At 59.8% G+C, this 19,240-nt stretch carries 19 protein-coding genes; 11 read left to right on the top strand and 8 right to left on the bottom strand.

Going from position 1 to position 19,240, the window contains the following annotated elements:
- Positions 1-38 precede the first annotated feature (38 nt).
- The gene (gene azu, locus AC1DKH_RS16790) at positions 39-485 is read left to right on the top strand and encodes an azurin (RefSeq protein ID WP_477798711.1); all 447 of its coding nucleotides are present in this window, start codon (positions 39-41) and stop codon (positions 483-485) included.
- A gap of 151 nt (positions 486-636) precedes the next feature.
- Here azu and nadE read toward each other — a convergent pair whose 3' ends face one another.
- The 3 genes from nadE to AC1DKH_RS16775 all read right to left on the bottom strand — a co-directional run bounded on the left by nadE (position 637) and on the right by AC1DKH_RS16775 (position 3,813).
- A complete protein-coding gene (gene nadE, locus AC1DKH_RS16785; protein WP_477753182.1) occupies positions 637-1,464 on the bottom strand; it encodes an ammonia-dependent NAD(+) synthetase in 828 nt (275 codons plus the stop codon).
- Between the two features lie 4 nt (positions 1,465-1,468).
- On the bottom strand, positions 1,469-2,695 hold the full coding sequence (gene pncB, locus AC1DKH_RS16780) for a nicotinate phosphoribosyltransferase (RefSeq protein ID WP_477753183.1): 1,227 nt from the start codon (positions 2,693-2,695) through the stop codon (positions 1,469-1,471).
- 206 nt (positions 2,696-2,901) lie between these two features.
- Positions 2,902-3,813 carry a LysR family transcriptional regulator gene (locus AC1DKH_RS16775; RefSeq protein WP_477798710.1) on the bottom strand — a complete coding sequence of 304 codons (912 nt, stop codon included), beginning with the start codon at positions 3,811-3,813 and terminating at the stop codon, positions 2,902-2,904.
- Between the two features lie 174 nt (positions 3,814-3,987).
- On the opposite strand from AC1DKH_RS16775, the gene amaB reads away from it, so the two are divergent.
- The 10 genes from amaB (at position 3,988) to AC1DKH_RS16725 (ending at position 15,119) form a co-directional block, all read left to right on the top strand.
- Positions 3,988-5,478 (top strand): L-piperidine-6-carboxylate dehydrogenase, encoded by a 1,491-nt coding sequence (amaB, locus tag AC1DKH_RS16770; protein WP_477759998.1) that lies wholly within the window; start codon positions 3,988-3,990, stop codon positions 5,476-5,478.
- Positions 5,479-5,622: 144 nt separating this feature from the next.
- Positions 5,623-6,906 (top strand): L-pipecolate oxidase, encoded by a 1,284-nt coding sequence (gene amaA / locus AC1DKH_RS16765; protein ID WP_477798709.1) that lies wholly within the window; start codon positions 5,623-5,625, stop codon positions 6,904-6,906.
- A 361-nt stretch (positions 6,907-7,267) separates the two neighbouring features.
- Positions 7,268-8,401: an ABC transporter substrate-binding protein gene (locus AC1DKH_RS16760; protein ID WP_477798708.1), complete on the top strand. Its 1,134-nt coding sequence runs from the start codon at positions 7,268-7,270 to the stop codon at positions 8,399-8,401.
- A 239-nt stretch (positions 8,402-8,640) separates the two neighbouring features.
- Positions 8,641-9,555 carry an ABC transporter permease subunit gene (locus AC1DKH_RS16755; RefSeq protein WP_223462544.1) on the top strand — a complete coding sequence of 305 codons (915 nt, stop codon included), beginning with the start codon at positions 8,641-8,643 and terminating at the stop codon, positions 9,553-9,555.
- A gap of 3 nt (positions 9,556-9,558) precedes the next feature.
- The gene (gene livM / locus AC1DKH_RS16750; protein WP_477798707.1) at positions 9,559-10,842 is read left to right on the top strand and encodes a high-affinity branched-chain amino acid ABC transporter permease LivM; all 1,284 of its coding nucleotides are present in this window, start codon (positions 9,559-9,561) and stop codon (positions 10,840-10,842) included.
- Positions 10,839-11,714: an ABC transporter ATP-binding protein gene (locus AC1DKH_RS16745; RefSeq protein WP_477753480.1), complete on the top strand. Its 876-nt coding sequence runs from the start codon at positions 10,839-10,841 to the stop codon at positions 11,712-11,714. Before livM ends, AC1DKH_RS16745 begins: the two co-directional genes overlap by 4 nt.
- Positions 11,711-12,427, top strand: coding sequence for an ABC transporter ATP-binding protein (locus AC1DKH_RS16740; RefSeq protein WP_477753479.1), 717 nt, complete (start codon positions 11,711-11,713; stop codon positions 12,425-12,427). The genes AC1DKH_RS16745 and AC1DKH_RS16740 overlap by 4 nt, the downstream gene beginning before the upstream one ends.
- 306 nt (positions 12,428-12,733) lie before the next feature.
- Positions 12,734-12,982, top strand: a complete 249-nt coding sequence (locus AC1DKH_RS16735; protein ID WP_477753478.1) for a hypothetical protein — start codon at positions 12,734-12,736, stop codon at positions 12,980-12,982.
- Between the two features lie 297 nt (positions 12,983-13,279).
- A complete protein-coding gene (locus tag AC1DKH_RS16730; RefSeq protein ID WP_477753477.1) occupies positions 13,280-14,041 on the top strand; it encodes an SDR family oxidoreductase in 762 nt (253 codons plus the stop codon).
- Between the two features lie 172 nt (positions 14,042-14,213).
- Positions 14,214-15,119, top strand: coding sequence for a cation diffusion facilitator family transporter (locus AC1DKH_RS16725; protein WP_477798706.1), 906 nt, complete (start codon positions 14,214-14,216; stop codon positions 15,117-15,119).
- 7 nt (positions 15,120-15,126) lie between these two features.
- Here the strand turns inward: AC1DKH_RS16725 and AC1DKH_RS16720 are convergent, their stop codons facing one another.
- The 5 genes from AC1DKH_RS16720 to ureE all read right to left on the bottom strand — a co-directional run bounded on the left by AC1DKH_RS16720 (position 15,127) and on the right by ureE (position 18,851).
- Positions 15,127-16,266 (bottom strand): AGE family epimerase/isomerase, encoded by a 1,140-nt coding sequence (locus AC1DKH_RS16720; protein ID WP_477798705.1) that lies wholly within the window; start codon positions 16,264-16,266, stop codon positions 15,127-15,129.
- Positions 16,267-16,439: 173 nt separating this feature from the next.
- The gene (locus AC1DKH_RS16715) at positions 16,440-17,012 is read right to left on the bottom strand and encodes a HupE/UreJ family protein (RefSeq protein WP_477798704.1); all 573 of its coding nucleotides are present in this window, start codon (positions 17,010-17,012) and stop codon (positions 16,440-16,442) included.
- Positions 17,013-17,041: 29 nt separating this feature from the next.
- On the bottom strand, positions 17,042-17,656 hold the full coding sequence (gene ureG, locus AC1DKH_RS16710; protein WP_477798703.1) for an urease accessory protein UreG: 615 nt from the start codon (positions 17,654-17,656) through the stop codon (positions 17,042-17,044).
- A gap of 23 nt (positions 17,657-17,679) precedes the next feature.
- Positions 17,680-18,354: an urease accessory protein UreF gene (locus AC1DKH_RS16705; protein ID WP_477753472.1), complete on the bottom strand. Its 675-nt coding sequence runs from the start codon at positions 18,352-18,354 to the stop codon at positions 17,680-17,682.
- Positions 18,351-18,851, bottom strand: coding sequence for an urease accessory protein UreE (gene ureE, locus AC1DKH_RS16700; protein ID WP_477798702.1), 501 nt, complete (start codon positions 18,849-18,851; stop codon positions 18,351-18,353). The genes AC1DKH_RS16705 and ureE overlap by 4 nt, the downstream gene beginning before the upstream one ends.
- Positions 18,852-19,240 lie beyond the last annotated feature (389 nt).

Genomic DNA, 19,240 nt, shown 5'->3' with positions numbered 1-19,240 from the left:
CATTCGCGATTTCGTTAACCCTGCCTTGGAGATTCACCATGTTTGCCAAACTTGTTGCGGTATCCCTGTTGACACTGGCCAGCAGCCAATTGATGGCTGCCGAGTGCAAGACCACCATTGACTCCACCGATCAAATGTCCTTTAGCACCAAGGCCATTGAAATCGACAAGAGCTGCAAGACGTTTACCGTGGAACTCAAGCACTCCGGCAGCTTGCCGAAGAACGTCATGGGCCATAACTGGGTGCTGAGTAAAGAAGCTGACATGCAGCCGATCGCCACCGACGGCCTGAGCGCCGGTGTCGACAAAAACTACCTGAAAGAAGGCGACGCCCGCGTGATCGCCCACACCAAGATCATCGGCGCTGGCGAGACAGACTCGGTGACCTTCGATGTGTCCAAGCTGGATGCCGCTGAAAAGTATGGTTTCTTCTGCTCGTTCCCGGGCCACATCTCGATGATGAAAGGCACCGTGACCCTGAAGTAATTGAATCGCAGTCATAAAAAAAGCGTCCGTAGTGGACGCTTTTTTTTGCGCTTGTAGGAGCTGCCGCAGGCTGCGATCTTTTGATCTTGAACATCAAAAGATCGCAGCCTCGTTTTACTCGACAGCTCCTGCACGCTCCTGCGCGCAGGCGTTACGGCGCAAACGGCATCACCCGCTTGTGATGGGTCTTGTTGTACGTATCAACAATGATCCTGAACGCCTCTTCACGCACCGGGTTGCCGTGCAGGAACGCGTCAATCTCGGCGTAGGTCACGCCGTGGGAAGCTTCGTCCGGTTTACCGGGCGACAGGTCTTCGAGGTCGGCGGTCGGGACTTTCTCCACCAGCGACTCCGGCGCGCCGAAGCTGCGGGCGATGGCGCGGACCTGGTTTTTCACCAGGCCACTCAGTGGCGCCAGGTCGCAGGCGCCGTCACCGAACTTGGTGAAGAACCCCATCACCGCTTCCGCCGCGTGATCGGTGCCGATCACCAGGCCATGGGCCGCGCCGGCGATGGTGTACTGGGCGACCATGCGCATGCGTGCCTTGGTGTTGCCGAGCACGAAGTCCACCGACACCGCATGTTTGCCTTCGAAGGCCGCGACTTCATTGGCCAGGGACTTGACCGCCGGGCCGATGTTCACGGTGTGGCGCTCGTCCGGCTTGATGAAATCCACCGAAGCCTGGGCGTCGTGTTCATCGAACTGGGTTTCGTAGGGCAGGCGTACGGCGATGAATTTGTACGCGGCATCACCGCTGCGCTGGCGCAGTTCACGGACGGCCCGCTGGGCCAGCAGACCGGCGGTCAGGGAGTCGACCCCGCCACTGATGCCCAGCACCAGGGTCTTGAGCCCGGAATTGACCAGGCAGTCCTGAATGAAGGTCACCCGCCGGGCGACTTCGGCCTCAAGGGCGGCTTCGTCGGCGAATGGCGGCTGGACCTTGAGCTGTTCAGCAATCTCACGCTGTACGGCTTGCATGAATTCACTCCTTGCTTGATGTACTTGAAAGGGCGGCAGGAACCTGGAAAACGTGTCGCAGGTAAGCGACGAAATTAGGGTCTTTACAGTGCGTCTTGCCTGGCTCGTCGGAGATCTTCGCCACCGGCTGGCCGTTGCAGGCGGTCATTTTAAGCACGATGCTCATCGGTTCGACACCCGGAATATCACAGGTCAGGTTGGTGCCGATGCCGAAGCTGACATTGATCCGACCGCGCAGCGCCCGGAATATTTCCAGGCACTTGGGCAATGTCAGGCTGTCGGAGAAGGTCAGCGTCTTGCTCATCGGGTCGATGCCGAGCTTGTGATAGTGGGCGATGGCTTTTTCCGCCCACAGCACCGGATCGCCTGAATCGTGGCGCAAACCGTCGAAAAGCTTGGCGAAAAACAGATCGAAATCGCCGAGGAAGGCATCCATGGTGATGCAGTCGGTCAGGGCAATCCCCAGCAGGCCACGGTATTCGCGGACCCAGCAATCGAGTGCGGCGATCTGGCTGTCGATCAGCCGTGGGCCGAGTTGCTGGTGCGCCATGATCCATTCGTGGGCCATGGTGCCCAGGGGTTTCATGTCCAGTTCCCGGGACAGGTGCACGTTGCTGGTGCCGACGAAGCGTCCGGGGAAGTCGTGCTTGAGCACATTCACCACTTCTTCCTGCACGCGGTAAGAAAAACGTCTGCGCGTGCCGAAATCGGCCACCTGCAATTCGGACAACTCATCGCTGCTGGCATTGGCGCTCAGCCAGTCGAACTTGCGGTAGAGCTGCTCGCGGGCCTGCTCCAGCACGACTTCGCGGTAGCGATAGCGGTTGCGCACCTCGCTGACCAGCGCCAGCAGGGGCACTTCGAACAGGATCACATGCAGCCAGGGGCCCCGCAGGCGGATAAACAGCTCACCGTTTTCGAGGCCGGTGTGGATGTAGCGCAGGTTGAAGCGAAACAACCCGAGAAAACGCAGGAAGTCCGGCTTCAGGAAGCTGATGCGCTCGAGAAAGCTCAACTGGTCGGCGCTCAGGCTCAACTCGGCCAGGCGCTCGATCTGGAAGCGGATTTCCGCCAGGTACGGGCGCAAGTCCTCGCTGTTACGGCAACGAAACTCCCATTCGACTTCGACGTTCGGGTAGTTGTGCAGCACCGCCTGCATCATCGTCAGTTTGTAGAAGTCGGTGTCGAGCAGGTTCTGCACGATGCGATCGGCAAACACACTCTCGCTCATAACGGGAATCTCCAGCGTTGCAGCGGTATTGAACAATGGCGCTAGTGGCGCATATCAGAAGGCAGAATTGCCAGCAATTTCTTGGAGCGCAGCGGATCCCTGTGGGAGCGAGCTTGCTCGCGATAGCGGACTGACAGTCAATTGAAGCATTGAATGTGATGACGTCATCGCGAGCAAGCTCGCTCCCACAGGGATTGTGCAGGGGCTTAATGTTGCACTGCCTCTGGGCTATCGATCTGCTCCAGCATCCACTTCACAAAGTCCCGCACCTTGGGCACTTCCGCCGAGTGTTCCGGGTAGGCCAGGTAGTAGGCATCGGTGCTGGGCATTGCATGCTGCCAGGGAATGACCAGCTTGCCGTCGGCCAGTTCCTCTTCCACCAGAAACCGTGGTAACAACGCCACGCCGCAGCCAACCTGGGCGGCGCGGATGCACATATAAAAGGTTTCGAAGCGAGGGCCGTGGTAACTGTGCTCGGTGTGGTAGCCCTGATGGTCGAACCAGTCATGCCAAGCCTGGGGGCGGGAAGCATTTTGCAGCAGGACCAGGTCAGTCAGTTGCGTCGGATCGGTAAACGGCGTGTCCGGCAGGCTGCCCGGGGCGCACACCGGCACCAGCTCTTCGCCGAACAGCTTCAGGCATTCGGTGCCCGGCCGTGAGCCCTGGCCGAAGTAGAACGCCAGGTCGCTGCGACCTTGCAGCAGATCGTCGGCCTCCTGTTCGCTGCACAGGTCCAGGTGGATCGACGGGTGCCGCAGGCGCCAGCCTTTCAGGCGCGGCACCAGCCAGCGTGCGCCGAAGGTGGGAGGCGTCGAAACGCGCAGGACTTCTGTTTCGCCACCGTAGGAACGCAGGTAATGGGTCGACATCTCGACCTGCGTGAGGATTTTTCGCACCTCAACCAGATACAGATCACCGGCCGGCGTCATCTGCAGGCGGCGGCGCACCCGGCGAAACAGCAGGTGTTGCAACAGCTCTTCGAGTTGCGCGACCTGTTTGCTCACGGCGCTTTGGGTCAGGTTCAACTCTTCGGCGGCGCGGGTGAAGCTCAAATGCCGGGTGACGGCCTCGAAGCACTGCAACGCAGCGATCGATGGCAAGTAGCGTTTATTCAGCATGGGCGGTCCTTGGTTCTTGTTTCTTATTGCCAGCAATGCACAGCATGAATAAACGGAATGATATCTCTCTTAAAGGTCGTTTGTTGAGTAACCTCCGGGCAGCTAAAACTACAGGTCTGATCAGCCGTGAATTTCCGGCTGCACGTGTTCTGTCTTTTGCTTGAGGAGTGACCCATGGTTGCCGCATTGCTTGATCGTCTAGGTGTGAACCCGGCCCTGTACCAGAACGGCAAAGTGCCGGTGCACTCGCCGATCGATGGCAGCAGGATCGCTGCCGTGAACTGGGAAGGTGCTGCTGAAGTCGAGCAGCACATCAGTCGCGCAGATCATGCGTTCGAACTGTGGCGCAAGGTTCCGGCGCCGCGCCGTGGCGAGCTGGTGCGGCAACTGGGTGACATCCTGCGTGAATACAAGGCCGACCTCGGCGAGCTGGTGTCCTGGGAGGCCGGCAAGATCACTCAGGAGGGCCTGGGTGAAGTTCAGGAAATGATCGACATCTGCGACTTCGCCGTCGGCCTGTCCCGTCAGCTGTACGGTTTGACCATCGCCTCCGAGCGTCCTGGCCACCACATGCGCGAAACCTGGCATCCGCTGGGCGTCGTCGGCGTGATCAGTGCGTTCAACTTCCCGGTCGCGGTCTGGGCCTGGAACGCCACGCTGGCGCTGGTCTGCGGCAACCCGGTGATCTGGAAACCGTCGGAAAAGACTCCACTGACCGCATTGGCTTGCCAGGCGTTGTTCGATCGCGTTCTGAAGAACTTCAGCGATGCGCCAGCGCACCTGAGCCAGGTGATTATTGGCGGTCGCGATGCCGGCGAAGCCCTGGTGGATGACCCGCGCGTGGCCCTGATCAGCGCCACTGGCAGCACCCGCATGGGCCGCGAAGTGGCGCCGAAAATCGCCGCACGTTTCGCCCGCAGCATTCTCGAACTGGGCGGCAACAACGCAATGATCCTCGGCCCAAGCGCCGACCTGGACATGGCCGTTCGCGCGATCCTGTTCAGCGCCGTCGGTACCGCCGGCCAGCGCTGCACCACCCTGCGTCGCCTGATCGCCCACGAGTCGGTGAAAGAAGAAATCGTCACCCGTCTGAAAGCCGCGTACTCGAAAGTACGTATCGGCCATCCGCTGGAAGGCAATCTGGTCGGCCCGCTGATCGACAAGCAAAGTTTCGACAACATGCAGGACGCGCTGGAACAAGCCCTGAGCGAAGGCGGCCGGGTGTTCGGCGGCAAACGTCAGCTGGAAGACAAGTTCCCCAATGCCTACTACGTGTCGCCGGCCATCGTCGAAATGCCGGAGCAGAGCGATGTGGTCTGCCACGAAACCTTCGCCCCGATCCTGTACGTGGTCGGTTACAGCGATTTCCAGGAAGCCCTGCGCCTGAACAACGCTGTGCCACAAGGCCTGTCCTCGTGCATCTTCACCACCGACGTGCGTGAAGCCGAGCAGTTCATGTCGGCGGTGGGCAGCGACTGTGGCATCGCCAACGTCAATATCGGCCCGAGCGGCGCTGAAATTGGTGGTGCATTTGGTGGCGAGAAAGAAACCGGCGGTGGTCGTGAGTCCGGCTCCGATGCATGGCGCGGCTACATGCGCCGCCAGACCAACACAGTGAACTATTCGCTGGAATTGCCGTTGGCGCAGGGTATTACGTTCGATTAAGTATTGATTGTGAAGCTGGAAAGATCGCAGCCTTCGGCAGCTCCTACAGGACTGTGACTGGCTGCGATTTTGTAGGAGCTGCCGCAGGCTGCGATCTTTTGGCGGCGACAACGAGGTGGGTTAGGTTTCTGTTGGAGTCTGGCAATGCCGTTACGCGAAGAGTGTCTGTGGGAAAAACTGACGCCGCAAAGGCCGGACAATTCGGCCCTCAAGGGGGAGGTCACGGTGGATGTCTGCGTCATCGGCGCCGGTTTTACCGGTTTGTCGGCGGCGGTGCATCTGCTGGAGCAAGGCAAGACCGTTTGTGTGCTGGAGGCCCATCGCGCCGGCCACGGTGGTTCGGGGCGTAACGTCGGGCTGGTCAACGCCGGGATGTGGATTCCACCGGACGAGATCGAAGCCGGGTTCGGCACGGAAGTCGGCAGCCAGCTCAACCGCATGCTGGGGGCGGCACCATCCCTGGTGTTCAGCCTTGTGGATAAATACAACATCGATTGCCAATTGCGCCGCGAAGGCACGCTGCACATGGCGCACAACGCCCGTGGCGAAGCCGACTTGCGCAGTCGTGAAGAACAATGGAAACGCCGCGGGGCGCCGGTGGAGTTGTTGACCGGTCAGGCCTGCGAACAAGCGACGGGGACGAAAAAGATTGCCGCCGCGTTGCTCGATCGCCGTGCCGGCACGCTCAACCCGATGGCTTACACCACGGGGCTGGCCAAAGCGGCCATCGGCCTGGGCGGTCAATTATTCGATCATTCCCCGGTCACCCGACTCGAGCGTCAGGGCCAGCGCTGGTCTGTGCAAACCGCCCAGGGCTCGGTCATGGCCGAGAAAGTGGTGATTGCCTCCAATGCCTACACCGAAGGCGACTGGACGGAACTGCGGCGCAATTTCTTCCCCGGTTACTACTATCAGGTGGCCTCGGTGCCGCTGACCGAAGAAGCCGCCCGGCAAATTCTGCCCGGGGGCCAGGGTTCCTGGGACACCCGCCAGGTGCTGAGCAGCATCCGTCGGGATAAAGACGGAAGGTTGCTGCTTGGCAGTCTGGGTAATGGCAATCAGAAACCGGCCTGGTTCCTCAAGGCCTGGGCCGATCGCGTGCAGCAACATTACTTCCCTTACCTGAAACCGGTGGAGTGGGAGTGCACCTGGACCGGTTGCATCGCGTTTACCCCCGATCATTTGATGCGTCTGTTCGAACCGGCGCCGGGTTTGGTGGCAGTCACCGGCTACAACGGGCGGGGCGTAACCACGGGAACGGTGGTCGGCAAGGCCTTTGCCGATTACCTGTGTAACGGAAATCCTCAAGCGCTACCGATTCCTTTCGCGCGCATGCAGCCATTGGCCGGGGTGGGGTTGCGCAGCTGTCTGTATGAGGCGGGATTCTCGCTGTATCACGCAGGCCAGTGCCTTCGGATCGTGATCTGAAGGTTGATTTTTGCAGTAGGAAGCGGCGCTTTTTCGATCTGCAGCTAGCCTGTAGTGGTGCGGGTTGTAGCAGTCTCGCACCAGCAGTGTGCACTTCGGTGACGCACGTTGTTACAGGCTGGTTGCACGTCGTTTAAAGCCGCGGTTGCAATGATGGCGCAGGCGGGTTGCGCCTCAAAAAAATAATGGTTCTACCTTCCGCGGTTTAGATGGTTGCACGCCCAATGAAAATGGGCCCGAAACAGTCGAAATAACAAGAAAGCAGCGACTTTTTTCAGAATAAAAAACCGATGGCACGGCCCTTGCTCTGAGCATTCATTGAAGTCGCAGTGCCAATTAAAAAACCATGGAGCACCACCTCATGTCCCAGACGTTTTACAAGAAAGGCTTTCTGGCCCTCGCAGTGGCAACTGCGCTGGGTGTTTCTGCGTTTGCTCAGGCTGACATCAAGATCGGCGTAGCGGGACCAATGACGGGCGCCAACGCGGCATTTGGCGAACAGTACATGAAGGGTGCACAGGCGGCGGCCGATGCGGTCAACGCAGCGGGCGGCGTGAACGGGGAAAAAATCGTACTGGTCAAGGGCGATGACGCCTGCGAACCGAAGCAGGCTGTGACAGTCGCCAAGGACCTGACCAACCAGAAAGTCGCCGGCGTGGTCGGTCACTTCTGCTCCTCGTCGACCATCCCGGCCTCCGAGATCTACGACGAAGCGGGCATCATCACGATCACCCCGGGTTCCACCAACCCAAAGGTGACCGAGCGCGGCCTGAGCGCCATGTTCCGTATGTGCGGGCGTGACGACCAGCAAGGCATCGTGGCTGGCGACTACATCGTCGACGTGCTCAAGGGCAAGAAAGTCGCCGTGCTGCACGACAAAGACACCTACGGCCAAGGTTTGGCGGACGCCACCAAAGCGCAACTGGTCAAGCGCGGCGTAACGCCGGTGTTGTACGAAGGCCTGACCCGCGGCGAGAAAGACTTCAGCGCCGTGGTGACCAAGATCCGTGCGGCCGGTGCCGACGTGGTCTACTTCGGCGGTCTGCACCCAGAGGCCGGTCCACTGGTTAAACAACTGCGTACCGAAGGCCTCAAAGACGTGACATTCATGTCCGACGACGGCATCGTGACCGACGAACTGGTGACCACCGCTGGCGGCCCGCAATACGTCGACGGCGTGCTGATGACCTTCGGTGCCGACCCGCGCCTGCTGCCAGACAGCAAGACCGTGGTAGACGCATTCCGCAAGGCCGGTACCGAGCCTGAAGGCTACACCCTCTACGCTTACGCTTCGGTCCAGACCTTGGCCGCTGCCTTCAATGGCGCCAAGTCCAACAAGGGCGAAGACGCTGCCAAATGGCTGAAAGCCCACCCGGTCAAAACCGTCATGGGCGAGAAGACCTGGGACAGCAAGGGCGACCTGAAAGTCTCCGACTACGTGGTTTACCAGTGGGACAAGGACGGCAAGTACCACCAGCTGGAAAAACAGAAGTAAGGGCTGGCTCGATCGGATGAACCCCACAGATCCCTTGTAGGAGCGAGCTTGCTCGCGATGACGGACTGGCAGTCGACAACTTTGTTGAATGTTTAACCGCTATCGCAGGCAAGCCAGCTCCTACAAGGGTTGTGGTGGCCTTTCTGATCGTGGCCGACATTGCTCCGACGTAAATCTGTATTTTCCTTAGAAGAACCGCACAGCCACATGTGCAGGTTCTCATTGCGTGAGATTGCGTTATGGATGGTATTTTCCTGCAGCAACTGGTCAACGGCCTGACCCTCGGGTCGGTCTATGGCCTGATCGCCATCGGCTACACAATGGTCTATGGCATCATCGGCATGATCAACTTCGCCCACGGCGAGGTTTACATGATTTCCGCTTACCTCGCGGCAATCAGTCTGGCTCTGCTGGCATACTTCGGTATTGAATCCTTCCCTCTGTTGATGCTCGGCACACTGATCTTCACCATCGTGGTCACGGCGGTGTATGGCTGGGTCATCGAGCGTGTTGCCTACAAACCCCTGCGTAACTCCACCCGACTGGCACCGCTGATCAGCGCCATCGGGATCTCGCTGATCCTGCAAAACTATGCACAGATCGCCCAGGGTGCCCGCCAACAAGGCGTTCCGACGCTGTTGACTGGTGCATTGCGAGTAGAAGTCGGGACCGGCTTCGTCCAGCTCACTTACACCAAGATCTTCATTCTGGTCGCAGCGTTTGTCGGGATGGGCCTGCTGACCTATGTCATCAAGTACACCAAGCTCGGCCGCATGTGTCGCGCAACCCAGCAAGACCGCAAGATGGCCTCGATCCTGGGGATCAACACCGATCGCATCATTTCCTACGTGTTCATCATTGGTGCCGCGATGGCGGCGTTGGCCGGCGTGCTGATCACCATGAACTACGGCACGTTCGACTTCTATGCAGGTTTCGTCATCGGCATCAAGGCGTTCACCGCAGCGGTACTCGGCGGGATCGGCTCGCTGCCGGGTGCGATGCTTGGCGGGATCATTCTGGGGATCTCCGAGTCGCTGTTTTCCGGTCTGGTCAACTCCGACTACAAAGACGTTTTCAGCTTCTCGTTGCTTGTTCTCGTTCTGGTCTTTCGGCCTCAAGGCCTGCTCGGCCGTCCTCTTGTGTCGAAGGTGTAAGCGATGTCTTCAACCACTAAAAAAACCATTGATATCAAAAGAAGCCTGGTTGACGCGATTCTTGCCGGCCTTGTAGCGCTCATCGTATTTGGTCCGATTGTCGGCATCGTCCTCGATGGCTATGGCTTCAACCTGCAACCAACGCGAGTGGCGTGGATTGTCGCCATCGTCATGGCTGGCCGCTTTGCTTTGAGCCTGTTCCTGCAAACACCCAAGGGTTTGAGAATTCTCGAAGGGTTTGAAACCACTGGCTCCGGGGTTCATGTACTGCCACCCGATTACAAATCCCGCTTGCGCTGGATCATCCCGTTGATGATCGTCATTGCCGTGGTGTTTCCGTTTTTCTCCAACTCCTACCTGCTGGGCGTGGTCATCCTCGGGTTGATCTATGTGTTGCTCGGTTTGGGACTGAACATCGTGGTGGGCCTGGCCGGCCTGCTCGACCTGGGTTACGTGGCGTTCTACGCCATCGGTGCCTATGGTTTGGCGCTTGGTTACCAGTATCTTGGGCTGGGCTTCTGGACGGTGCTGCCACTGGCGGCGATCACCGCCGGCCTTGCGGGTTGCATCCTTGGCTTCCCGGTTTTGCGTCTGCACGGTGACTACCTGGCAATCGTGACCCTGGGCTTCGGTGAAATCATTCGCTTGATCCTCAACAACTGGTTGTCGCTGACCGGTGGTCCGAACGGTATGCCTGCGCCGCTGCCAACGTTCTTCGGTCTGGAGTTCGGCAAACGGGCGAAAGACGGTGGTGTGCCGTTTCACGAGTTCTTCGGCATCGCCTACAACCCCGACGTGAAGTACTACTTCATCTACGCGATGTTGTTCATGGTCGTGCTGGCCGTGTTGTACATCAAACACCGCTTGACCCGTATGCCGGTCGGCCGCGCATGGGAAGCCTTGCGTGAAGACGAAATCGCCTGCCGCTCCATGGGCCTGAACCACGTGCTGGTGAAGCTCTCGGCGTTCACCATCGGTGCTTCGACGGCCGGTCTGGCCGGTGTGTTCTTCGCCACCTACCAGGGCTTCGTCAACCCGACCTCGTTCAGTTTCTTCGAATCGGCCCTGATCCTTGCCATTGTGGTACTGGGCGGTATGGGTTCGACCATCGGCGTAGTGATGGCAGCCTTCGTGCTGACCGTCGCCCCGGAACTGCTGCGTGGCTTCGCGGAGTATCGTGTGTTGCTGTTCGGCATCCTGATGGTGTTGATGATGATCTGGCGACCGCGCGGCCTGATTCGGATCAGCCGTACCGGTGTGACCCCGCGTAAAGGAGTAGCGCCATGAGCGAAGTCGTACTCAGTGTCGAAAAGCTGATGATGCACTTCGGCGGCATCAAGGCGTTGAACGATGTCAGCCTGAAGGTCAAACGCAATTCGATCTTCGCCCTGATCGGCCCCAACGGCGCCGGCAAGACTACGGTGTTCAACTGCCTGACCGGGTTCTACAAGGCCTCCGGTGGCAAGATCGAACTCAACGTGCGCGGTCAGCAGACCAACGTCATCAAACTGCTGGGCGAGTCGTTCAAACCAACGGATTTCGTTTCGCCGAAATCCTTCGCCAGTCGGCTGTTCTACAAGGCATTCGGCGGCACCCACCTGGTGAACCGTGCCGGGCTGGCGCGGACCTTCCAGAACATTCGCCTGTTCAAGGAAATGTCGGTGCTGGAAAACCTGCTGGTGGCACAGCACATGTGGGTTAACCGCAACATGTTGGCCGGCATCCTCAACACCAAGGGCTATCGCAAGGCTGAAAGCGATGCGCTGGACCACGCGTTCTACTGGCTGGAGGTGGTGGACCTGGTGGATTGCGCCAACCGTCTGGCCGGTGAGCTGTCCTACGGCCAGCAACGCCGCCTGGAAATCGCCCGGGCCATGTGCACCCGTCCGCAGATCATCTGCCTCGACGAGCCGGCCGCCGGCCTCAACCCCCAGGAAACCGAAGCGCTGAGCGCGATGATCCGGCTGCTGCGCGACGAGCACGATCTGACCGTGGTGCTGATCGAACACGACATGGGCATGGTAATGAGCATTTCCGACCACATCGTGGTGCTGGACCACGGCGTTGTCATCGCCGAAGGCGGGCCTGAAGCGATTCGTAACGATCCGAAAGTGATTGCGGCCTACCTGGGCGCCGATGAAGAGGAAGTGGTGCTATGAGTCAACCCATCCTCGAACTCAAGGAACTGGATGTGTTTTACGGGCCGATCCAGGCCCTGAAGAAAGTCTCGCTGCACATCAACGAAGGGGAAACCGTCAGCCTGATCGGCTCCAACGGTGCCGGCAAGTCGACCCTGCTGATGTCGATCTTCGGCCAGCCACGGGCCGCCGACGGGCAGATCCTCTACCAGGGCGTGGACATCACCCACAAGTCGTCCCACTACATCGCCTCCAACGGCATCGCGCAATCGCCGGAAGGGCGGCGGGTGTTTCCCGACATGACCGTCGAGGAGAACCTGCTGATGGGCACCATCCCTATCGGTGACAAGTACGCAAAGGAAGACATGCAACGCATGTTCGAGCTGTTCCCGCGGCTCGAAGAGCGGCGTACCCAGCGGGCGATGACCATGTCCGGTGGCGAGCAGCAAATGCTCGCCATCGCCCGTGCCCTGATGAGCCGGCCCAAGTTGTTGCTACTGGATGAGCCGAGCCTGGGCCTGGCGCCGATCGTGGTGAAGCAGATCTTCGCCACCCTGCGGGAACTGGCCAAGACCGGCATGACCATCTTCCTGGTGGAGCAGAACGCCAACCACGCCCTGCGGTTGTCGGACCGGGCGTACGTGATGGTCAACGGCGAAATCCGCATGACGGGTACCGGCAAGGAGCTGTTGGTCAACGAGGATGTGCGTAACGCCTATCTCGGCGGGCACTGAGTTTCATTGGTTGTACACAAGCCCCGGCGCGCAATCGCCGGGGCTTTTTTACATCTCCCAAACACCACAAATCCCCTGTAGGAGCGAGCCTGCTCGCGAAGATCCCCAGGACAACGCATTTATCCAGAATGTTCGCGTTATCGTTGACGTCCATCGCGAGCAGGCTCGCTCCTACAGGGTTTTTGGCGTGCTTGCGGGAAATTGTGGAAAACAAAATTTCCGAGCTCCGAAACCGCGACATAAAGCCGCTGCAAATAGTTGTTTTGTCACAGTTTTGACTTGTCCCCGTTTGCTGTGGAACCGGCTGTGAATAACGTGGGAGTAGCTGGCTGGACGCCTTTTAAACCGTGGCTTGCAGAGGTGTGGTTGTTTTTTGATCAGGCGTTTTTGCGCAGCTTGCAGGCCGCTTTGTCAACCTTTTTGTTCGGGATGAAAATGCATGAAATCGGCGTGGACAAGCCTGTGGATAAGTCTGTGATTAAACTCTGGAAAGACTCGGCTGAAGGCCGTGGTTACTGGCTTGGCGCCATCGTCGGTTTGACCCGTCAGTCATGAAAATGGCCAAGGGCTACACAGCAGGCGGTTGAGGGTCAAGCAAAAAAGTTTTAAAACCCCGCGCAAAGCCTTGTGGATAGCGGCTTACAGCTTTTCCACTTGCCCCCAAAGACTGTGGACCGGCCTGTGGATAACGTGCGCGCACATGGCTGCAGGCCACGCTGGTCGAGGGTTTGCCGGTATTGAGTGTTTTTTGAACAGCTTGAACGGTGGTTGCCGCTGTGAAAAAGGCCGGGCATGCTGCCTGCTGATTTTCTATTCCAATGGCTGGCGATCAGCCGAAGCAAGGAGAACACGATGTTCAACACCCTGTTTATTACCGGCGCGACCTCAGGTTTTGGTGAAGCCTGTGCCCGTCGTTTTGCCGAGGCCGGCTGGAAACTGGTGCTGACTGGCCGTCGTGAGGAGCGCCTCAATGCGCTGTGCGCCGAGCTGTCGAAGCAGACCGAAGTCCATGGCCTGGTGCTCGATGTGCGTGATCGCAAGGCCATGGAGGAGGCGATTGCCAATCTGCCACCATCCTTTGCCAAGCTGCGCGGGTTGATCAACAATGCCGGCCTGGCCCTGGGCGTCGATCCGGCGCCCAAGTGCGATCTGGACGATTGGGACACCATGGTCGATACCAACGTCAAAGGCCTGATGTACAGCACCCGTCTGCTGCTGCCACGCCTGATTGCCCACGGTCGTGGTGCCGGTATCGTCAACCTGGGGTCCATCGCCGGCAACTACCCGTACCCGGGCAGCCACGTGTATGGCGCGACCAAGGCGTTCGTCAAACAGTTCTCCCTGAACCTGCGCTGCGACCTGCAAGGCACGGGTGTACGGGTCAGCAACATCGAGCCGGGCCTGTGCGAGAGTGAGTTCTCGCTGGTGCGTTTTGCCGGTGACCAGGAGCGCTACAACGCCACTTACGCCGGCGCCGAGCCGATTCAGCCGCAAGACATCGCCGAAACAATCTTCTGGGTGCTCAATGCCCCGGCGCACATCAACATCAACAGCCTGGAGCTGATGCCGGTGAGTCAGACCTGGTCCGGGTTTGCTATCGAGCGCAAGTCTTAAGACCGAGTAACGGCCTTTCGCGAGCAGGCTCGCTCCCACATGGATCGCATTGAACCTGTGGGAGCGAGCCTGCTCGCGAAGGGGCCGGCTCAGGCGACACAAAGCTTCAGCTAGACTCCTCCCTCAAGCAATCCGCCGCACCCGGCGGTCTAGAGGCTTTAAAGGAGATCAAGTGAGTAATCGAGGCGAGCAGTCGCTGCTCAAACAATCGACCTTCCTGATGCTCGCCGTGACATTCGCCGGGATCATCACCGGTTTTGTTTCGGGCGCCCAATCCATCCTGTTCGATGGCTTCTTTTCGTTAATCGCGGCCTTCATCAAGGTCCTGATGCTGATCACCGCCAGGCTGATCGCCAAGGAAAGCAACCAGCGCTTCCAGTTCGGTTACTGGCACCTGGAACCCATGGTACTGGTGATCGAGGGCAGCTTCCTGTTCCTGGTTGCCATTTATGCCTTTCTCAACGGTGTGTTTGGCATCATCAGTGGCGGCCGCGAGGTCGAGCTCGGTCTGGTGATCCTCTACGCGGCGGTGTTTACCGTCGTTGAACTGATTTACTTCTTCTACGTCCGCCATCGCAATCGCACACTCAAGTCGTCGCTGATCCAGTTCGACAACATCAGTTGGCTGGTGGACGCGATGCTGTCGGCGGGACTGCTGGTGAGTTTCCTGATCGCGCTGCTGCTCAAGACTCAGGGTTACGACAAGTGGGCGGTGTATGTCGATCCGATGATTCTGATTCTGCTGGCCCTGGGCATGCTTCCTCCGGCGCTCAAAATCCTCGGACCGGCATTGCGCGATGTGTTGGGCATCGTCCCGGATCAACTGGACGACAAGGTGCGTCAGGTGATGGAGGTGGCGAAGGTCGAGCATGGTTTCGACGATTACATTTCCTACGTGCAGAAACACGGCAGGGCCTGTTTTATCGAGATTCACATCGTATTGCCGAAGGATTACTGGCTGGACGGTGTGGGGCAACTGGACAGTTTGCGCGAGGAAATTTCCGCGAAACTCGGTAAGCCGGATGCCGCGCGATGGCTGACCATCAGCTTTACCGGGGATCGCAAGTGGACTGAGTGATTGGATTTCACCTTGTGGCGAGATATTCCGCCAACCCGCGATAACAAGTCGCAAGGTGATAGGGCGTTGTCGATGGCATGTCGCGGCGGCTGACTTCACCGTGCTCGTCACGGCATTCGTACCAGCCGCCGGCATGCAGCGAGCGCTGCTGCAACGCCTGCAACTGGCGCAGTACATCTGCTTCGCTGTGCGGTCGCAGTGTCAACGCGCGCAGGTACTCGGCCTGCGCCCAGATACGCTGCGTGGCGTCCCGGACGCCGTGATCCGCTGCGAAGTCGAGCATCGCCCGCACGGCGCCAGTCTGCTGATCGACGCCCATTTGCTCGGTAAAGGCGAAGGCCCGCTCCAGATCGGCATGCAGCGCCGAATGGCGTAACAGCGCCGAGGATTCCAGCAGGAAATACCACTCGAACTGATGCCCCGGTTCAAACCAGTTATCCACAGACCCCAGCGGCTTTTCCATCAACACGCCGCGCTGCGGATCGATGAAGCGCGCGTGCATGGCTGTGCATAACCCGACGAGCGCCTGTTGCACGTCGAGGTCTTCACGGACTTGCAGTGTGGCGAGGAATGCTTCGGCCAGGTGCATCAGCGGGTTTTGCAAAGGGCCGCTGTCCAGCGATGCCCAGTCGCGGTCGAGCGTGGCTTCGTACAGACCGTCGTCCGTGGCGAAACGCTGCGCAATCACTTCCAGCGAGGCATTGAGCACCGACTCCACCAGAGGCTCGCGGACCTTGTTCCAGTAATGGGCGCAGGCGAACAGGATGAAGGCGTGGGTGTAGAGGTCCTTGCGCTGATCCAGCGGCGCACCTTGCGCATCGACACTGTAGAACCAGCCGCCGTGCTCGGCATCGTGGAAGTGCCGCTGCAACGAGCGGAACAACGCGGCGGCACGCTCTTCGGCGCCCGGCACCTGACCGATCAGGTTGGCAAACAGATACAACTGTCGCGCACAGGCCATGGCCCGGTAGCGTTGCGGTGGCAGCGGTTGGTGTCCGGCATCCAGCGCCTCGTAGGGCAACGCCATGTCGGCGTTCCAGCCCGGGCCTTGCCAGAGCGGCACGATGACGTTCAGGAAGTGCTGTTGCACCGAGGCGAACAGGGCGGTCAGTTCTGGCTGAGAGGCGGAGCGGGAAACAGGCGGCATTGGCTGGCGTCGTCACGGCAGGGGCGATTGCGCGACATGTTAGCAGGCCTGAGAGGGGTGGTGTCTGTCAGGCCGTCATCGCGAGCAGGCTCGCTCCCACAATGGATCTGTTTGCACAGGACCAATGTGGGAGCGAGCCTGCTCGCGATGGGGCCATCACCGGCAACAAAAAATCAGCCCGCCAACAACCACACCCCGGTCGCCGCCGAAGCCGCACCCGCCAATCGCACCAATGGCGCTGCCGCCTGCGGCAAAACCCGCACCAGTGCATAACCCGCCGCGTGCAACACCGCCGTCGCGGCGACAAAGCCTGCGGCGTAGGTCCAGGGACTCGACATGTCCGGCAGTTCCAGCCCGTGCGCGACACCATGGAACAACGCAAACAACGCTGTCGCACCCACCGCCATCACCAACGGTGGACGCACTGCCAAGGCAACCGCCAGCCCCAAAGCCAACACGGAAGCGGCAATCCCGCTCTCCAGTGCCGGCAGGTTCAATCCTTCAAAACCCAACAGCCCTCCGATCAACAGGGTGCCGACAAAGGTGCACGGCAGCGCCCAGCGTGCGGTGCCTTGCTGCTGTGCCGCCCACAGACCGACCGCCAGCATCGCCAGCAAGTGATCGAGGCCGCCAAGCGGATGGCTGATGCCGGCGATCAAGCCGTTGTCGCCGTGTCCCGGATGGGCGAAGGCGAGAGCCGGGGCCAGCAGCAGGGCCAGGGCGCCGAGAATGCGTTTGAGTGTCATGGATAAGCTTCCTTGTTGATAAGTGGTGATCAGGCCGCTATGAGCAAACCCTGGCGTTCGATGAAGGCGATGATCTCTTCCAGACCCAGGCCGGTTTTCTGATTGCTGAACACGAACGGCTTGCCGTTGCGCATGCGCTGGGTGTCGCTGTTCATCATCTCCAGCGAGGCACCGACCAGCGGCGCGAGGTCGATCTTGTTGATCACCAGCAGGTCGGATTTGCAGATCCCCGGTCCACCCTTGCGTGGCAGCTTGTCGCCGGCCGAGACGTCGATCACGTAGATCGTCAGGTCCGACAGTTCCGGGCTGAAGGTGGCGGAGAGGTTGTCGCCACCGGACTCCACCAGGATCAGATCCAGCCCCGGAAAACGGCGATTGAGTTGATCCACGGCTTCGAGGTTGATCGAGGCGTCTTCGCGGATGGCCGTGTGCGGGCAACCACCGGTTTCCACGCCGATGATGCGTTCCGGCGCCAGGGCTTCATTGCGCACCAGAAAGTCGGCGTCTTCGCGGGTGTAGATGTCGTTGGTCACCACGGCCAGGTTGTAGCGCTCGCGCAGGGCCAGGCACAGGGCCAGGGTCAGGGCGGTTTTGCCGGAGCCGACCGGGCCGCCGATGCCGACGCGCAGGGGTTGTGTGTTCATGTGATTCTCCAAAATTAGGGGCCCTAGGAGCGGAACAGACGGCTGTACTGGCGCTCGTGGGCCATACACGCCAGGGACAGGCCGAAAGCGGCGCTGCCGTAGTGATCGGGGTGGATGTGGCTGGCGTCCTGCTGGGCCTGCTGCAACAGCGGCAACAGTTCGCTGGTCAGGCGCTGGGCCGCTTGCTGACCCAATGGCAAGGTCTTCATCAGCACCGCCAATTGGTTTTCCAGCCAGCTCCAGAGCCACGCGGCCAGGGCGTCCTGCGGGCTGATCTGCCAGGCGCGCGCGGCCAAGGCCCAACCCAGAGCCAGATGTGGCTCGCTGCGTTGTTCGAGGAAGGCACGGGCCGGCGCGTCGAGTTCCGGCAAGCCATTGAGCAATTGCTGCAAGGAGTAGCCCATCTGCCGGCTCTCCTGATGCAGCTCGCGGGTTTCGCGACTGGCGCGATGCGCTTCGCAGCTCTGCAGCAATTCGTCCCAGTTTTCCTTGCTGGCGGCCACGCAATGGGCGAGCAGCAGCGGCGCTTCGAAGCGTGCCAGATTCAAAAGCAACTGATCGCTGATCCAGCGTCGCGCACTGTCGGGGTCGTGAACCCGGCCGTTATCCACAGCCATTTCCAGCCCTTGGGAGTAGCTGTAGCCGCCAATTGGCAGTTGCGGGCTGGCCAGACGCAACAGCGCCCAAGCCGGGTTCATGGGCGTACGCCGAACTGGTGCAGTTTCGGCGCGTAGTTGAAGTCTTCATCGCCGTGGCGCGAGTGGTGATGGCCACCGCCGTAGGCGCCATGTTCCGGCTGGAATGGCGCCTCGATATTCACGGCAACGGCACCGAGTTGTTCGAGCATGGCCTTGAGCACGTAATCGTCGAGCAGGCGCAACCAGCCGTCGCCGACTTGCAGGGCGACATGGCGATTGCCCAGGTGATAGGCCGCGCGGGTCAGTTCAAAGGTATTGGCGCAGGTGACGTGGAGCAATTGTTCGGGGCGGGCGCAGACACGCACGATTCGCCCGTCTTCGGCTTGCAGGCATTCGCCGTCATGCAACGGCGGCTGGCCGCGCTCCAAAAACAATCCGACGTCTTCGCCCTCGGCACTGAAACAGCGCAAACGGCTTTTGCTGCGGGCTTCGAACGTCAGGTGCAGTTCGGCGGCCCAAACGGGTTGAAGGTCGATTCTGCGATGAATCACCAGCATCGGAAGGCTTCCAGCAATGGACAATGCTCAGGCTAGAGCAAGGGGCTTGCCAATCGACATGATGCGTAGGAAATGGCTGAAGGGGACGTGGGACTGGTATCGATGGAGTGAGTTTTTTGGTTGAAGTTGGTGCGTTGTTTTTGATTTGCGCACCAAGTTGAAGCGGCTCGGTTCAATGTGGGAGCGAGCTTGCTCGCGATGGCGGTGGAACTGTCACATAGATGGTGGATGTCATGCCCTCATCGCGAGCAAGCTCGCTTGTATGCTAGGACTTGAAGGGAGGAGGAGGGACAAAGCTCGATTCTGACTGTTAGCGCAGTACAGATCCGTGGGAGATTTCGCCCCTCCTCCTTTCACCCAAGCGCCGATAAAGAATGCATCTGGCTAGA

It is taken from the genome of Pseudomonas sp. 05L36, from assembly GCF_056398125.1.
Note: the sequence above shows the minus strand (reverse complement) of the source record. Positions and strands in the feature narration are given on the sequence as shown.

Bases quoted from the DNA above. Each gene is read 5' to 3' on its own strand.
- azu (WP_477798711.1), top strand. From the start codon at position 39: ATGTTTGCCAAACTTGTTGCGGTATCCCTGTTGACACTGGCCAGCAGC.
- nadE (WP_477753182.1), bottom strand. From the start codon at position 1,464: ATGCAAGCCGTACAGCGTGAGATTGCTGAACAGCTCAAGGTCCAGCCG.
- pncB (WP_477753183.1), bottom strand. From the start codon at position 2,695: ATGAGCGAGAGTGTGTTTGCCGATCGCATCGTGCAGAACCTGCTCGAC.
- AC1DKH_RS16775 (WP_477798710.1), bottom strand. From the start codon at position 3,813: ATGCTGAATAAACGCTACTTGCCATCGATCGCTGCGTTGCAGTGCTTC.
- amaB (WP_477759998.1), top strand. From the start codon at position 3,988: ATGGTTGCCGCATTGCTTGATCGTCTAGGTGTGAACCCGGCCCTGTAC.
- amaA (WP_477798709.1), top strand. From the start codon at position 5,623: ATGCCGTTACGCGAAGAGTGTCTGTGGGAAAAACTGACGCCGCAAAGG.
- AC1DKH_RS16760 (WP_477798708.1), top strand. From the start codon at position 7,268: ATGTCCCAGACGTTTTACAAGAAAGGCTTTCTGGCCCTCGCAGTGGCA.
- AC1DKH_RS16755 (WP_223462544.1), top strand. From the start codon at position 8,641: ATGGATGGTATTTTCCTGCAGCAACTGGTCAACGGCCTGACCCTCGGG.
- livM (WP_477798707.1), top strand. From the start codon at position 9,559: ATGTCTTCAACCACTAAAAAAACCATTGATATCAAAAGAAGCCTGGTT.
- AC1DKH_RS16745 (WP_477753480.1), top strand. From the start codon at position 10,839: ATGAGCGAAGTCGTACTCAGTGTCGAAAAGCTGATGATGCACTTCGGC.
- AC1DKH_RS16740 (WP_477753479.1), top strand. From the start codon at position 11,711: ATGAGTCAACCCATCCTCGAACTCAAGGAACTGGATGTGTTTTACGGG.
- AC1DKH_RS16730 (WP_477753477.1), top strand. From the start codon at position 13,280: ATGTTCAACACCCTGTTTATTACCGGCGCGACCTCAGGTTTTGGTGAA.
- AC1DKH_RS16720 (WP_477798705.1), bottom strand. From the start codon at position 16,266: ATGCCGCCTGTTTCCCGCTCCGCCTCTCAGCCAGAACTGACCGCCCTG.
- AC1DKH_RS16715 (WP_477798704.1), bottom strand. From the start codon at position 17,012: ATGACACTCAAACGCATTCTCGGCGCCCTGGCCCTGCTGCTGGCCCCG.
- ureG (WP_477798703.1), bottom strand. From the start codon at position 17,656: ATGAACACACAACCCCTGCGCGTCGGCATCGGCGGCCCGGTCGGCTCC.
- AC1DKH_RS16705 (WP_477753472.1), bottom strand. From the start codon at position 18,354: ATGAACCCGGCTTGGGCGCTGTTGCGTCTGGCCAGCCCGCAACTGCCA.
- ureE (WP_477798702.1), bottom strand. From the start codon at position 18,851: ATGCTGGTGATTCATCGCAGAATCGACCTTCAACCCGTTTGGGCCGCC.